The organism is Rhodoferax sp. GW821-FHT02C08 (assembly GCF_059421805.1).
On sequence record NZ_JBWKVR010000001.1, the window covers coordinates 399164 to 414368 of the forward strand.

Annotated in this window: 12 protein-coding genes and 2 tRNA genes; 10 read left to right on the top strand and 4 right to left on the bottom strand. The window is 60.0% G+C overall.

Annotated features, from left to right (window positions below; genetic code table 11):
• Positions 1-8: 8 nt before the first annotated feature.
• The 4 genes from AC07VY_RS01820 to AC07VY_RS01835 form a co-directional block, all read right to left on the bottom strand.
• Entirely contained in the window at positions 9-1991 is a 1983-nt protein-coding gene (locus AC07VY_RS01820) for a 3'-5' exonuclease (RefSeq protein WP_495095810.1), read from the bottom strand.
• 78 nt (positions 1992-2069) lie between these two features.
• Entirely contained in the window at positions 2070-2624 is a 555-nt protein-coding gene (gene efp, locus AC07VY_RS01825; protein ID WP_490592775.1) for an elongation factor P, read from the bottom strand.
• A gap of 123 nt (positions 2625-2747) precedes the next feature.
• Positions 2748-3863: an elongation factor P maturation arginine rhamnosyltransferase EarP gene (earP, locus tag AC07VY_RS01830; RefSeq protein ID WP_495095809.1), complete on the bottom strand. Its 1116-nt coding sequence runs from the start codon at positions 3861-3863 to the stop codon at positions 2748-2750.
• Complete coding sequence (locus tag AC07VY_RS01835; RefSeq protein ID WP_495095808.1) at positions 3860-4372, bottom strand: M48 metallopeptidase family protein; 513 nt, start codon at positions 4370-4372, stop codon at positions 3860-3862. The genes earP and AC07VY_RS01835 overlap by 4 nt, the downstream gene beginning before the upstream one ends.
• Positions 4373-4417: 45 nt before the next feature.
• Between AC07VY_RS01835 and uvrC the strand changes: the two genes are divergently transcribed.
• The 10 genes from uvrC to AC07VY_RS01885 all read left to right on the top strand — a co-directional run bounded on the left by uvrC (position 4418) and on the right by AC07VY_RS01885 (position 15205).
• Complete coding sequence (gene uvrC, locus AC07VY_RS01840; RefSeq protein ID WP_495095807.1) at positions 4418-6385, top strand: excinuclease ABC subunit UvrC; 1968 nt, start codon at positions 4418-4420, stop codon at positions 6383-6385.
• A gap of 33 nt (positions 6386-6418) precedes the next feature.
• A complete protein-coding gene (gene pgsA / locus AC07VY_RS01845) occupies positions 6419-6985 on the top strand; it encodes a CDP-diacylglycerol--glycerol-3-phosphate 3-phosphatidyltransferase (RefSeq protein WP_490592777.1) in 567 nt (188 codons plus the stop codon).
• Positions 6986-7313: 328 nt separating this feature from the next.
• Complete coding sequence (locus AC07VY_RS01850) at positions 7314-7586, top strand: HU family DNA-binding protein (protein ID WP_490592778.1); 273 nt, start codon at positions 7314-7316, stop codon at positions 7584-7586.
• 17 nt (positions 7587-7603) lie between these two features.
• Positions 7604-7679, top strand: a tRNA-Val gene (locus tag AC07VY_RS01855).
• Between the two features lie 62 nt (positions 7680-7741).
• Positions 7742-9667, top strand: coding sequence for a peptidylprolyl isomerase (locus AC07VY_RS01860; RefSeq protein ID WP_495095806.1), 1926 nt, complete (start codon positions 7742-7744; stop codon positions 9665-9667).
• A gap of 40 nt (positions 9668-9707) precedes the next feature.
• A tRNA-His gene (locus AC07VY_RS01865) sits at positions 9708-9783 on the top strand.
• 326 nt (positions 9784-10109) lie between these two features.
• Positions 10110-12596 carry a sensor domain-containing protein gene (locus tag AC07VY_RS01870; protein ID WP_495111273.1) on the top strand — a complete coding sequence of 829 codons (2487 nt, stop codon included), beginning with the start codon at positions 10110-10112 and terminating at the stop codon, positions 12594-12596.
• A gap of 107 nt (positions 12597-12703) precedes the next feature.
• Positions 12704-13465, top strand: coding sequence for a 5'/3'-nucleotidase SurE (gene surE / locus AC07VY_RS01875; RefSeq protein WP_495095804.1), 762 nt, complete (start codon positions 12704-12706; stop codon positions 13463-13465).
• A 170-nt stretch (positions 13466-13635) separates the two neighbouring features.
• On the top strand, positions 13636-14286 hold the full coding sequence (locus AC07VY_RS01880) for a protein-L-isoaspartate(D-aspartate) O-methyltransferase (RefSeq protein ID WP_495096097.1): 651 nt from the start codon (positions 13636-13638) through the stop codon (positions 14284-14286).
• 13 nt (positions 14287-14299) lie between these two features.
• Positions 14300-15205 (top strand): peptidoglycan DD-metalloendopeptidase family protein, encoded by a 906-nt coding sequence (locus tag AC07VY_RS01885; RefSeq protein WP_495095803.1) that lies wholly within the window; start codon positions 14300-14302, stop codon positions 15203-15205.

Genomic DNA, 15205 nt, shown 5'->3' on the forward strand with positions numbered 1-15205 from the left:
GCCTGTACTCAGGCGTCGCTGCCCAGCAGGCTGCTGGGCCGTGTCTGGCTGGCCAGTAGCGTCAGCTGGCGTCGGGCGCGGGTGATGCCTACATAAAAGGTATTGGCTTCCTCGCCCGCGTCGGAATGCGGGTCGGGGAACTCGCCTTGTGCCAGATATGGTATTTGCACCATATCGAATTCCAGGCCCTTGACGCTGGTAATGCTGGCAAGCAGCAGGCTGCTACCTTTGTCGCGCTGGCTGTCGTGTTGCTTTTGCTCGATTGCGTTCAGGTGCTGGAAGAACAGCGCCGGGCTGGCAAAGCGCTCGGCCGCCTGGGCCAGCCAGGCCAGGTTGGTTTCGGCCTCCACACGGCGTAGGCGTGAGCTGAGCACCTGGTTCATCAGGGTGTGGATCTGCAAATCTTTCAGCACGACGTCCAGCAGGCCGGGGTCGGTGTGGCTGCGTATGCGCTGCACGGCAGCCTGCAGTCGCTTGCGGGTATTGGCTGGTGCGTTGCGCAGCACCTGGTTGTCGAAGAATGAGGTCAGGAACAGCGGGTTGTCGGTGACGCTACGCACGGCATCGTCCAACAGCTCCTGCTGCGACTCGTGCTCGCGCCCCTCCACTTGGATGTGTGAGCCGGCAAAAAACACCAGCGCGCGCATCACCAGAGCACGGGTGCGCTCCACGGTAACGCTGCGCAGGTCGTCGGTAGCCACGGCCAGCAGGCCGCGCAGGAACAGCACCTCGGGCCGCAGCACATAGCTGTCAAAGCCGCGCGTGGTGTAGGGCAGGCCGGCCTCGATCAAGGCGTTTTCAATCTGCACCGACTGGTGGGCATGGCGCAGCAGCACCGCACATTCATGCATCTTGGCGCGCGGCTGGCTCTTCCATTGCAGGGCCTGCTGCACCACCTGTGCAGCGCAGGCGGCGTTGTCGGCGTAGTCCAGGCGCGTGAGCTGGGTGGTGTGCGGGGCCATGGTGGCGTAAGCCTTGTTGGCGATCTGGCCGGCCAGCTTGGCCACGGCGGTACCGAAGCGGAAACTGTGCGTCAGCGGGTAGCGCTGAACCTTGTGGCTGCTGTGTTCGGCCAGGCTGCTGCGCATGAATTTGGCGTCGGCGCCGGTGGCTTTGTGGATCACCTGGTCGATGTCTCCCACACCGCAAAAGAAGCAGCGGTTGCTGGCCAGCAGGGCCTGCAGCACGGTGAACATGGCCTGGTTCATGTCGTGCATTTCGTCGATGACCAGCACCTTCACCCGGGTCGGCCAGGCAGGGTAGTGCTCCATGGGCTCGGCCTCCTGCAACATGCAGGCCAGATCGTAGGTGGCGTCATGCGGGCCGCGGAAGGCGGGCTTTTCGGGGTTGGCGCAACGCAGGCGTTCAAACGCCAGGTAGATCTTGAGCTGGGTGTATTCGATTTCCAGGGAGGCGGCGTAGTCGGGCGTGACGGACTGCTCCTGGCGCTCCAGCACATCGCGCAGCGTGCCTTTGAGGATTTCGCTGTATTGCAAAAAACTGTCGACCAGACCCTGGTCACCCAGGGTGGGCATGAGCAGTTCTTCTGGCCATTTTTCACCGGGGTGTTCAGCCACGCGTTCCACGGCCTCCCACAGCACGGGGCTGAATTGTTCGGCCTCGGTGTAGAGAGGTATGGGCCCGCCCTCCATGTCGCGTAGCACCTGGCTGCAAAAGGCCTCGAAGGTTTGTATGCGCAGTTGCTGGACGATGGCGGCTGGCACACCGATCTTTTTCAGCGCCGTCTTGAGTGCCAGCTGGGCGGCGTCGGTATAGGTCAACGCGAAGATGTGTTCGGGCCGGGTGCCGCGCGTCCAGGCTTCGGCCATACGCAGGGCCAGCACGGTGGTTTTAGAGGCCCCTGCGTTGGCTTCCACAATGGCCATGCGGGCCGGGCTGACCTGCACCGCCAGCTGCTCGGCCGTGGGGGTGATGGCCTTGGGCTGGAAATGCGCCACGGTTTTGGGATCGACTGCGGTAGCTGCTTGCATGGGGGCCTGAAGGGGTAGGGTGTCGGCAACAAAAAAGGCTCCCGGAGGAGCCTTTTGCACGGTGCGCCTGGGCGTGTATTAGACGCGCTTGCGGTATTCGCCGGTGCGGGTGTCGATTTCGACCTTGTCGCCCTGGGCCACGAAGATTGGCACGCCGAATTCAAAGCCGGTAGCAATCTTGGCGGGCTTCAGCACCTTACCGGACGTGTCGCCCTTGACGGCGGGTTCGGTCCAGGTGATTTCGCGCTGCACGCTGGTGGGCAGCTCGACCGAGATGGCCTTGCCGTCGTAGAACACAACTTCCAGTTCCATGCCATCTTCCAGGTAGTTCAGTGCGTCGCCCATGTTTTCGGCTTCGACTTCGTACTGGTTGTATTCGGTGTCCATGCAGATGTACATGGGTTCGGCGAAGTAGGAGTAGGTGCACTCTTTCTTGTCCAGCACGATCTGGTCGATCTTGTCGTCGGCCTTGAACACCACTTCGGTGTTGAAGTTGGCGATCAGGCTCTTCAGCTTCATGCGCACGGTAGCGGAGTTGCGGCCGCCGCGGCTGTATTCGGTTTTCAGGACGACCATCGGGTCCTTGCCGTTCATGATGACGTTGCCTGCGCGGATTTCTTGGGCGATTTTCATAGCATTCTCTGGAGTGAGGGCCGCGCAACGCTCCCGGGAACATCTTCGGGGGATATGTCTGCGGCGGGTGGGGCAAAACATCGCGTTTGCCGATAGCAGCCCGTTTGGGCAAAGCCCTGGATTTTAACGGTTTTTAGGCTGGAAGCTCAGAAGCTGCGTCGCCAGGTCAGCTTGCAGCAACAGTCGGGGCCGTAAAGCCCTGGCCCAGGTATTCCAGTCCGCTAGGTCGGGTACCGGCAACTGGCCGGCCTGTAGCCCGTTCCAGACGCGGTGGAATTGGCGTAGCGAGTCCGGCGCCTGGGCTGTGTCCAGAAAGGCTTCCAGCTTGGCGTGGTGGGCTGTGTCGTCCTGCGGATAAATGTGCCAGACGAAGGGCTTGCCGGCCCAGATGGCCCGCACCAGGGAGTCTTCGCCGCGCACCAGATTCCAGTCGGCGGCCCACAGCAGGTGGTCGAAGTCGCGCTGGGTCAGGGTGGGTAAGTATGAAATTGATAGCTGCCCGCGCAGGTGAAATGTGCGCTGGAGCCAGTTTTCATCTGTAAGCAGGGCCTGCACTGCGCGGCTTGCCCGGCCGGCGGTGACCAGCAGCCGGGTGGGGTGGGGTGCGCCGGCCAGCTGTTCCAGAAAGGCTTTCAGGGCTGGGGGCTCGTAGCAGAACAGGCTGACTACCGTCTCTTCGCTGCTGGCCAGTGGGGCGCCCAAGCCATGCTGCAGCCGGGGCCACAGGTCTTGCAGCCAGGCGCTGCGGTCGAAGCTGGCCTGGCGCTGGGCCAGATCGGTTTCGCGCAGCAGGCCGCCGGTCTTGTCGTTGAAGCCAGGGTAGAAGAACCATTTCTGCCGGCCCGCGGCCGGGCCGTCGCGCAGCAGCGAGGGCAGGGCGTGGCTGCGTTCCACATAGCCCTCGGCCGACAGGTATTCGAGGTTGATCCATAAGGGTTTTGAGCCACTGGCGCAGGTATCGCCTGCGTGAGCAGCTATGAATTCAGGAGCAATCTCGCAACCGAAGGCTTCAACCCAGACATCGCTGGAGCTTAGTCCCGCCAGGTCCAGCGGCTGGGTCCAGTGCCGCACTTCTACGCCAGGGCAGCCATGCGGCGCCATCCAGGCCAGGGCTGACGGATCGTCCACCCACAGCCGCACCTGCATGTCGCGCGCGGCCAGGTCGGTGGACAGGCGCCAGCAGACGCCGATGTCGCCAAAGTTGTCTATCACCTGGCAGAAGATGTCCCAGGTTTTCATGTGGGCCAGTCGAGTTTGCCGGCCACGTCGATGTGGGTCAGGTACAGGCGCACATCGAATTCCAGCTGGTGGTAGTCGGGCTCCATATAGGTACACAGCTGGTAGAAGGCCTTGTCGTGGTTGCGCTCTTTCAGGTGGGCGAGTTCGTGCACCGCGATCATTTTCAGGAAGGCATCGGGCACGTCCTTGAACAGGGTGGCGATGCGGATTTCGTGCTTAGCTTTGAGCTTGTTGCCCTGCACCCGCGACACCGTGGTGTGGGTGCCCAGCGCATGGTGGTAGACGTGCAGCTTGGCGTCAAAGCCGACCTTGTTGATCTGCGCGGCATTGCGCAGGTGTTGGTTCTTCAGGTCCATCACATAGTCGTACAAGGCTTTGTCGGTGCGCACGCTGTGGGCGCTGGGGTATTTTTTCAGCAGCAGTGGGCCGAGCTTGTCGGCGGCCAGCAGCTGCTGCACCTGGGCGGTGACGTGGGCCGGATATGCCGACAGGTATTTCAGGGGGATCATGGGGCAGTGGAGGAGCGCAGCCTTGGATTGTCCACAATACGGCTTATGTCCGAGATTAATCCTGTTGAACCACCTGTCGTACCCGCTGTCGAGCCTGTGCATTCTGAGCAACTGCTGAGCGAAGTCGCCGCCTTGCCCGCCTTGCCCGGCGTGTACCGTTATTTCGATGCCGACGGCACGGTGCTGTATGTGGGCAAGGCCAAGAACCTGAAGAAGCGCGTCACCACCTACTTCCAGCGCGACCATGGCGGAACCCGCATCGGCCACATGGTCAGCAAGATTGCGCGCATGCAGACGACCGTGGTGCGCTCCGAGGCCGAGGCGTTACTGCTAGAAAACAACCTGATCAAGACCTTGCACCCCAAGTACAACATCTTGTTCCGGGACGACAAAAGCTATCCGTATCTGAAGATCACGGCTTTGCCGGCCTTCGCTGCAGAACCTAGCGCGGTGACCTTTCCCCGCGTCGCCTATTACCGTGGCGCGGTGGAGAAGAAGCACCGTTACTTCGGCCCCTTCCCCAGCGCCTGGGCGGTGAAAGAGTCGATCCAGCTGCTGCAAAAAGTCTTTCGTTTGCGCACCTGCGAGGACACGGTGTTCAACAACCGCACCCGGCCCTGCCTGCTGTACCAGATCAAGCGCTGCTCCGGCCCGTGCGTGAACTTTGTCTCGCCGCAAGACTATGCGCAGGACGTACTGAACGCCGAGAAGTTTCTGGACGGCGAAACCCAGCAGGTGCTGAAGGCGCTGGAGGTCCGCATGATGGTCCATGCCGACAAGCTGGAGTTCGAGCAGGCCGCCGAGCTGCGGAACCAGATGAGCGCGCTATCTACCGTGCTGCACCAGCAGTCGGTGGACAACGTGTCCGACAAGGACGTGGACATCCTGGCGGTGAAGGTGCAGGGGGGCAGGGCCTGTGTGAACCTGGCCATGGTGCGCGGCGGGCGTCACCTTGGCGACAGGGCTTACTACCCCACGCATGTGGAAGACGCGGTGTTCATGAACGCGGTCGAGGTGGAAGGTGAGGACGCAGTCCAGGGCGTCGAGGTGCAGGTGCTGGAGGCCTTTATCGCCCAGCATTACATCGACATCCCCATTCCGCCGGCTTTGATCACCAGCGTGCCGGTCGGCAAGGCCTTGCTGGATGCGTTGTCGTCGCAAAGCGGCACCAAGGTCACGGCGGTGCACAACCCGCGCGAGCAGCGCCGTGTCTGGCTGGAGATGGCGCAGAAGAATGCCGGTCTGCAATTGGCGCGTCTGCTGGCCGAGGAGGGCTCGCAGCAAGCCCGTACCCGGGCCCTGGTGGACGCGCTGGACCTGGCGCCGGACGATCTTGATACCTTGCGCATCGAATGTTTTGATATTTCCCACACGGCCGGCGAGGCGACCCAGGCCTCCTGCGTGGTGTTCCAGCAGCACAAGATGCAAAACTCCGAGTACCGGCGTTACAAGATCGAAGGCATTACGCCGGGCGACGATTACGCGGCTATGCGCCAGGTGCTGACACGGCGCTACAGCAAATTTGGCGTGCAGGCTGAGCCTGGTGTTGAGCCACCGGCTGGGCGTATGCCTGACCTTGTGCTGGTCGACGGAGGCAAGGGCCAGGTGTCGATGGCGAAGTCGGTGTTTGAGGCTTTGGGGTTGGACCTGGGGTTGATCGTGGGGGTCGAAAAAGGCGAGGGTCGCAAGGTCGGGCTCGAAGAGTTGGTGTTCGCCGATGGCCGCACCAAGGCCACGCTGGCTCGCGATTCGGCGGCGCTGATGCTGGTTGCGCAGATCCGTGACGAGGCCCATCGCTTCGCCATCACCGGCATGCGCGCCCAGCGCGCCAAGGTCCGTGTGGGTGGTAGCAAGCTGGAGGATATTGCCGGCATCGGCCCGAAGAAGCGTGCCAGTCTGTTGCAGCGTTTTGGTGGCATCCGTGGCGTGGCCGCTGCGGGTGTGGACGATATCGCCAAAGTTGACGGCATTTCGCGGGAATTGGCGGAAGAAATCTACCGCGCATTGCGTTGAGGCCCACACCCCAATCGCATGACACAATCAGGTATGTTTTGGACCATTCCTACCATCATGACCTGGACGCGTATCGTCGCGATACCGTTGATCGTCGGGGTCTTTTATTTGCCCCTGGCCGAGCCCAGCCGCAACCTGATTGCGACCGTGATGTTCGTGGTGTTTGCCGCCACCGACTGGCTGGATGGTTTCCTCGCTCGCCGGCTGAACCAGACCTCGTCCTTCGGGGCCTTTCTGGACCCGGTGGCGGATAAATTTCTGGTGTGTGCCTGTGTGTTGGTGCTGGTCTATTTGCGCCGTGCTGATGTCTTCGTGGCGCTTATCATCATTGGCCGCGAGATTGCGATTTCTGCTCTGCGCGAGTGGATGGCACAGATCGGCGCGTCCAAGAGTGTGGCTGTGCACATGATCGGTAAATTGAAGACCGTATCGCAGATGGTGGCCATTCCATTTTTGCTTTTTGACGGCCGCTTGTTCGGCGTGGTGGACACCCATGTGTGGGGTCAGTGGCTGATCTGGATTTCTGCAATCCTGACCATTTGGTCCATGGTTTATTATTTACAGAAGGCCTTGCCGGAGATACGCGCACGTACAAAATAAGTGTTTGCGGCGTCTGCGTTGAAGGCCCCAAAGTAGTGCAATTGCTGCGGGTCACGCGCACCGTTTGTGAGCTGTTGTTGCGGCGAGATAAAAAGTGTGAGTGCTGTTCAAGAGTGGCCCGATTTCAGTCTAGAATCCGCCTCCGCGCCGCTTGAATGCAGTTTGTCCGATTGACATGTTGGGAGTCCAAAGTTTTAATCGGTTGCGCAGTAGGTGCTGCAAAGTTATGTTTCCCCCAGGCCTGTTTTTTTGCGCGCCGCAGAGCAGCAAGTCGGGGGGGAATTTGTTAGATACATTGGTCTGAATAAATTAGAGCGAGGGGCTCCTTGTGAACAAAACTGAATTGATTGAACACATCGCAAAGCATGCTGATATTTCCAAGGCTGCTGCTGCGCGTGCGCTGGAGTCCACCATCGGCGCGGTGAAAACCACGCTGAAAAAGGGTGGCACCGTTTCGCTGGTAGGATTCGGCACCTTTGCTGTTGGCAAGCGTGCTGCCCGTGCCGGACGTAATCCGCGTACCGGCGTTGCGATTAAAATCAAGGCAGCCAAGGTGCCAAAGTTTCGTCCAGGCAAGGCATTGAAAGATGCGTTGAACTGAGTTTTCTGTTTCAGGTGGGGTGCTTAGCTCAGTTGGTAGAGCAGCGCCCTTACACGGCGTAGGTCGGCGGTTCGAGCCCGTCAGCACCCACCAACCCCACCCAGTAAAGGCGAACAGATTGTTCGCCTTTTTTGTTTTTTCAAAAGAGTTCTTCCATGTTTGATTTCGTTCGCAAGCACAGCAAGATCATGATGGGCTTGATGTTCTTGTTGATCATTCCTGCGTTCGTGGTGGTCGGTGGTCGTGAGGGCTTCCGGCGTTACAACGAAGGCGGCGATACGGTCGCCAAGGTGGCCGGGCACGACATCAAGCAGGCCGATTGGGATGCTGCGCACCAACGCGAGGTGCAGCGCATGATGGCTTCGCGGCCCAACCTGGACCCCAAGCTGCTCGACTCTGCGGATGCGCGTTACGCCACCTTGGAAAGCTTGGTGCAAGAGCGTGTGCTGGCAGCAGCTGCCGAGAAATTCCGCCTCGTGACCAGCGATGGCAGACTGGCTCGCAGTCTGCAGGAGGACTCCACGATTGCGTCCTTGCGGAAGCCCGATGGATCGTTGGACATGGAGCGTTACCGCCAGTTGCTGGCCGCCCAGGGTATGACGCCGGAAATGTTTGAATCCCGCGTGCGCACCGATTTGTCGCAGCGGCAGGTGGTGAATGGTGTGGCTGCCACGGCGTTCGCATCGGGGGTAGAGGCCGATGTGTCTTTGAACGCTTTCTTTGAAAAGCGCGAGGTGCAAGTGGCACTTTTCAAGACGGCGGATTTTGCTTCCAAGGTCAGCCCCAGTGATGCAGAGCTTGAGGCTTGGTACAAGGACCACACCTCTCTGTACCAGGCTCCCGAACAAGCCCAGGTGGAATACCTGGTACTGGACCTGGATGCCGTGAAAAAAGGCATCGTACCTAACGAACAGGATTTGCAGACTTACTACAAGGAAAATGCCGAACGTTTGGCAGGCAAAGAAGAGCGTCGTGCCAGCCATATCCTGATCAACGCGCCCAAGGATGCGTCGGCCGAAGATCGTAAAAAGGCCCGTGCCAAGGCCGAGGAATTGCTGGCCCTGGTGAAAAAATCGCCAGCCAGTTTTGCTGATGTTGCCAAGAAGAATTCCCAGGACACAGGCTCTGCTGCGAAGGGCGGTGACCTGGATTACTTTGCGCGTGGCGCTATGGTCAAGCCTTTCGAGGACGCTGCATTTGCCTTGAAGAAGGGTGATATTAGCGACATTGTGGAGTCGGACTTCGGTTTTCACATCATTCAGTTGACGGATATTCGAGCACCCAAGCAACGCAGTTTTGAAGAAATGCGCCCTGAGCTGGAAGCTGCACTGAAGAATCAGCAAGCCCAGAGCAAGTTTGCCGAGGTGGCCGATGTGTTTACCAACGGCGTCTATGAGCAAGCAGACAGCCTCAAGCCTATTGCGGATAAATTGAAGCTGGAGATCAAGACAGCCAGCCTGGGGCGTACCCCTGCAGTAGACGCCAAGGGTGTATTGGCCAATGCCAAATTCTTGAATGCCATTTTTTCGGCAGATTCGATTGAGAAAAAGCACAACACGGAGGCCATTGACGTTGGCTCCAACCAATTGGTTGCGGGGCGTATCACCCAGTATGCGGCGGCACATACCTTGCCATTGTCTGAGGTCAAAGACCGGGTGCGTATGCAGTTAATTGCGTCGCGTGCAGCAGAGCTGGCCAAGAAGGATGGTATGGACAAGTTGGCGGCCTGGAAGGTCAGCCCTGGTGCGGCGAGTTTGTCTGCTCCTGTCTTGGTGTCGCGGGAAAACGCCCAGCAACAGCTTCCTCGCGTAGTGAATGCCGCCATGCGTGTCGATCTGGCCACTCTGCCTGCGTGGATGGGTGTGGATTTGGGTGAGCAAGGTTATGCCGTGGTCAAGGTCAACAAGCGCGTGCCCCGCGACGTGCCTGCCGCGGATGTGGCGCAGCAAGGGCGTGAGCAATACTCCCAAGGTTGGGCTGCAGCTGAGGGGCGTGCGTACTACCAAACCTTGAAAGAGATGTTCAAGGTCAAGATCAATGTGGCCAAACCGATGCTGAAAACACTATCTGCTGCGGAATAGTCGTTAACCCACAAAACTCGGGTTATAATCTAAATCTACGGTGGCTGTAGCTCAGTTGGTAGAGTCCAGGATTGTGATTCCTGTTGTCGAGGGTTCGAGCCCCTTCAGCCACCCCAGTTTATAAAAAGCGCACTACTCTTTGGGTAGTGCGCTTTTTTATTTTCTACGTGTAGATGATTTTTGGCTGTGTTCATGTAGTGGTAGTGGGTATGTGCCAGAAAGCTTGCCCGCCATACCAGGTAGAGTGCTCGAGCCGGCAGTACTCTTCGCCGCGAATCAAATATAGATACCCGCATGCGGCCCAGAATCGGGTTCTCGTATACAGTTTCAAAATATTATTTTGAATACCTAACTGCCTAATTTCTAGAAAGCTTGCGTGGAAACACAGCACCCTCAAGTTCTATTGGAACCCGCTTTGCCACAGCTTGCTCGGCAAAGTGGCATGGGTGCAGGAGACGTGACCCAGGCGGCGTTGGCGTCACTGGTGACGGGTGTTGCGGCGTCGCCCCAAATACTGAGCGTGTTGGACAGTCTGCCTGTCCTGGTTTGCGCCAAGGAATTACACGGAAACCAAGGCATCACCTACTGGAACCGCGAATGCGAGGCTGTTACGGGCTATAGCCGTGACGAACTGGTTGGCCACCCTGAGGCCTTGCAGTGGCTGTATCCGAACTCTGCATACCTGGCACGCAAAATTGCCGACTTCATGGAGCAGGGGCCGAGCTTTCGGGATCTGGAGGCCACGCTGACCACCAAGTCCGGTACCAAACGCCGCATTGCCTGGTCCAGCATCGACGGGCTGCAGCAAGGTGACGCCTCTGGCTCCATCTGGTGCATAGGCCTGGATGTGACGGCGCGTTCGGAATCTGATCGCCTGCTGCGCGACCGCGACAAACTGCTGGGTTCGGTGTTTGGCCATCTACCAGACCTGGTGTATCTCAAGGACGGCGAGGGGCGTTGGCTGTTGACCAACCCTGCGGCGCGTGCGGTGCTGAACATATCCGAGCAGCAGGCATACGGCTATACCGACTTGGAGATTGCCGACCGAGACCATCCCCAGGGCGATAGTCTGCGTCATGGTGCATTGGCCGACGAGGCGACCTGGCAATCAGGGCTGCCGTCGCAGATGCAAGAGATGGTGGAAGATGGCCACGGCAACGCCCGTTGTTTCGACGTGATCCGCGTACCCACCTTTGGTCGCCGGGGCGAGCGCATGCATCTGCTGGTGGTGCGCCGCGACATTACCGACCAGCAAATTGCGGCGACCAAGCTGGAGCTGGCGGGCCGCGTTCTGGAGCAGAGCACCGATGGCATCATGGTCACCGATGAGCGCAACCGCATCATCATGGTAAACGGCGCATTTTCTGAAATCACCGGCTACCAGTCCAGCGAAGTGCTTGGGCGCGACCCGCAATTCCTGGCGTCCGGGCAGCACACGCCCATGTTCTTTGAGAATATGTGGAAGGTCTTGACTGGCGAGGGGCGCTGGGCTGGCGAGATTTGGAACCGGCGCAAGAACGGTGAGGTGTATCCGCAGTGGCTGAGTCTGTCGGCACTCCACCAACGTGCCCACGGCGAAATCACCCACTACGTGGCGGCGTTTGCCGATTTGAGCTCGCGCAAGGCAGCCGAGGAGCAGATTGCCTATCTGTCCAGCCAGGACGTGATTACCGGTTTGCCGAACCGCACCCACGTGGCACTGCGCTCTACGCTGGTGCTCAAACATGCACAAAGCACCCACGAGCAGGTGGCGATGATCGTCATTGACGTGGACAACTTCAAGACGCTGAACGACTCCCTGGGCCATGGCGCAGGCGACCAGATGTTGCGTGAGGTCGGCTTGCGCCTGAGCCGGTTTGCCGACGAGCGCTCCGTCATCGGCCGGCTCAGTGGAGACGAGTTTCTGATCCTGCTGCGCAATGTGCAGAGTACGGCGGATGCGGCCCATGCCGTCACGGCTCTGATGGATGCCGTGGGCCAGCCCATGGTGCTAGCCGATATGCCGGTGAATGTGTCCATCTCGGCCGGCATCGCCATGTTTCCGGCCGATGGTGACAATTTTGATGCCCTGTTTGGCAGAGCAGATTCGGCTCTGTATGCTGCCAAGCGCGGTGGACGGGGCACCTACCAGTTTGCCGATGCCACCATGAACGAGGCGGCGCTGGAGCGCTTGCGTATTGAGTCGGCCTTACGCCGAGCGATTGAAAATAACGCCCTGCGTCTGGAGTACCAGCCTTTGATCCATCTGCCCAGCGGGCGTGTGATTGGTGTCGAGGCCTTGTGCCGCTGGGACCACCCCGAGCGTGGCGCAATTCCCCCTGGCGTGTTTATCCCGATTGCCGAAGACTGCGGCGTGATTGAAGCTTTGGGAGGCTGGGTGCTGAAGACTGCAGCTTTGCAACTGCGTGCCTGGCATGATGCCGGCCGTCCTGATTTGATGATGGCGGTGAATCTGTCGGCCCGGCAGTTCCAGCGCGGTGTGGTGCTCAAGCAGGTGGAAGAGGCGCTGGATGTTTCCGGCATTCCACCCGATTGTCTGGAGCTGGAGTTGACCGAAAGCGTACTGCTGCACGATGGAGAGGCAGTCACCGCCGTACTGCGTCGACTGCAGGCCTTGGGCGTGAAACTGTCCATCGACGACTTTGGCACCGGTTATTCCAGTTTTGCGTATTTGCGGCGCATCAAGTTCGACAAGATCAAGATTGACCAGTCTTTTGTGCGCGACCTTATCGACGATCCGGACAATGCCGCCATCGTGCGCGGCATGATCTCGCTAGCCTTGAGCCTGGGTTTGCCGGTGCTGGCCGAGGGTGTGGAAACCGAGGCGGTGGCCCATCGCCTGCGCCATCTGCAGTGCACCTATGCCCAGGGCTATCACTTTGCGCGGCCTTTGCGCCCCGAGGTGTTTGCGCAGCAGCAGGGACTGTAAAGGTCTGGTCGGCGGCAACCACACAGGTTGAGCGACAGAACTTCCCTACAATCCAAAATCACATTTTGAAACCGGTCTGCTGAACGGACGGGCATGTTCCTGTTGTTATGAAAATTCTTATCTCCAACGACGATGGTTACCAGGCCGCTGGCATTGTTGCGCTGTATGAAGCCCTGAAAGACGTGGCCGAGGTCGAGGTGGTTGCGCCCGAGCACAACAACAGCGCCAAGTCGAATGCACTTACCCTGTACTCCCCGCTGTACGTGCACCAGGCCAGCAACGGCTTTCGCTATGTGAACGGCACGCCGGCGGACTGCGTGCATATCGCGCTGACCGGCTTGCTGGGTTACCGGCCGGACATGGTGATCTCTGGCATCAACAATGGTGCCAATATGGGCGACGACACCATTTACTCTGGCACCGTGGGTGCAGCCATGGAAGGCTATTTGTTCGGCATTCCGTCTTTGGCTTTTTCGCAAACCCAGAAGGGCTGGCAGCATCTGGATGCCGCAGCCCAGACTGCGCGCAATCTGGTGCTGCGCATGACCCAGCAGCAGTTGGTGGGTGTCCAGCCGTTTCTGTTGAACATCAATATCCCCAACTTGCCGCTGGACGAGCTCAAGCCACTCAAGGTGTGCCGATTGGGCCGCCGCCATGCGGCCGAAAAAGTCATCACCATGGATAGTCCGCGTGGCGACACCATGTACTGGATAGGCGAGGCCGGCCGCGCCAAGGACGATGCCGAAGGCACCGACTTCCATGCCAGCCTGCAAGGCCATGTGACCATGACTCCTCTCAAAGTGGATCTCACTGACCACGACCATCTGAGTTACTGGGCGCAGACTGCGGCCCATCTCGCGGGTGCATAGCGGCAGTGGATTCCATGACCCAACGTCCCCGCTTTCCCGCGCGACTGGACCTCTCCTCCGGTGCTCCATCGGGCAAGACAGTTGCTATTAAAAAAGTAGCTGCTGCCGCAGTTAATTCCAGCGCCAGAGGCCCTAAAAGCTTCGAACATGCACCGGCACCCGGCCACGGCATGGATTCGGCTGCGGTGCGTGCGCGCATGGTGCAGAAGCTGGCCGCCATGGGCATAGGCTCGGCCGCCGTGTTGCGCGCCATGGGCCAGGTGGAGCGCCACCGCTTTGTCGATACCGCCTTGGTGAATCAGGCCTATGAAGACACCAGCCTGCCCATCGGCCTGGGTCAGACCATCTCCAAGCCCAATGTTGTCGCCCGCATGGCCGAGCTACTGCTGGATTCTCCGCTAGGCCATGCCGGGCCGCTGGGCCGTGTGCTGGAGATTGGCACGGGCTGCGGCTACCAGGCTGCCGTGCTGGCCGTGCTGGCGCGCGAGGTCTACAGCATCGAGCGCCTGCGCGGCCTGCACGACAAGGCACGCGCCAATCTGCGACCCTTTCGCCTGCCGAATGTGCACCTGCTGTTTGGCGACGGTATGGTTGGCTATGCCAAGGGCGCGCCCTATGCGGGCATCATTGCCGCCGCGGGTGGCGAGGCGATTCCCCAGGCCTGGCTGGACCAGCTCGCTGTGGGTGGGCGCCTGGTTGCACCCATGGTGACGCCCGGGGGGCAGCAGGCTTTGGTGGTTGTGGATAAAACGGCCAAAGGTCTGCAGCAGCAATTGCTCGAGGCCGTTCACTTTGTCCCTCTAAAATCAGGGATTGCTTGAACAGGAATTACACATGCTCGCTTTGCGTCCTCAGGATTGGAAATACACGGCCGCCGTTTTGGCCGTACTGGCCGTGGTCGGCTGCTCCAGTACCAGTTTGCACAAAGCCCCGGTAGAAGACCGTGGTACGGGGGCAGTCCGCACCCAGTCGTCCGTTGCCGTTGCGCCGACTGATGCCGCTCCCGCCAAACCCTTGCCCGGCGCTGAAAATGCAGGCAAGCCTGGTTATTACACAGTCCGCCCTGGCGACACCCTGATCCGCATCGGCCTGGACAACGGCCAGAGCTGGAAGGATATTGCGCGCTGGAACGGGTTGGACAACCCCAATCTGATTGAAGTTGGCCAGGTGCTGCGCGTGATCTCGCCGAACGCCACGGCCACCGAAGCTGGCGTGGTGACGCGCCCGGTCACCAGCTCTACCGTGACGGCGGCTGCGGTGCCTGCCGCCAGTGCCGCGGCCAGTGCGGCCAGCAGCCCGGCCAGCGCTGCTAGCAAGCCGATGGCACCCGTATCTGCAGCTCCTGCGGCTGCCGTGGCCACAGGTGGTGATGACGACGTGGCTTTCATCTGGCCCACCAGTGGCAGCCAGATCGCCGGTTTCGACGAAGCCAAGAACAAAGGCCTGGATCTGGGTGGCAAGGCCGGTGACCCCGTGCTGGCCGCCGCCGATGGCCGCGTGGTCTATGCCGGTGCCGGCTTGCGCGGCTACGGCAATCTGTTGATCTTGAAGCACAACAACACCTATCTGACAGCCTATGCGCACAACCAGACCTTGTTGGTCAAAGAAGACCAGTCTGTGCGCAAGGGCCAGAAGATCGCCGAGATGGGCAGCAGCGACACCGACCGTGTGAAGCTGCACTTCGAGATTCGGCGCCAGGGCAAGCCGGTCGATCCGACCAAATACCTCCCCAACCGGTAA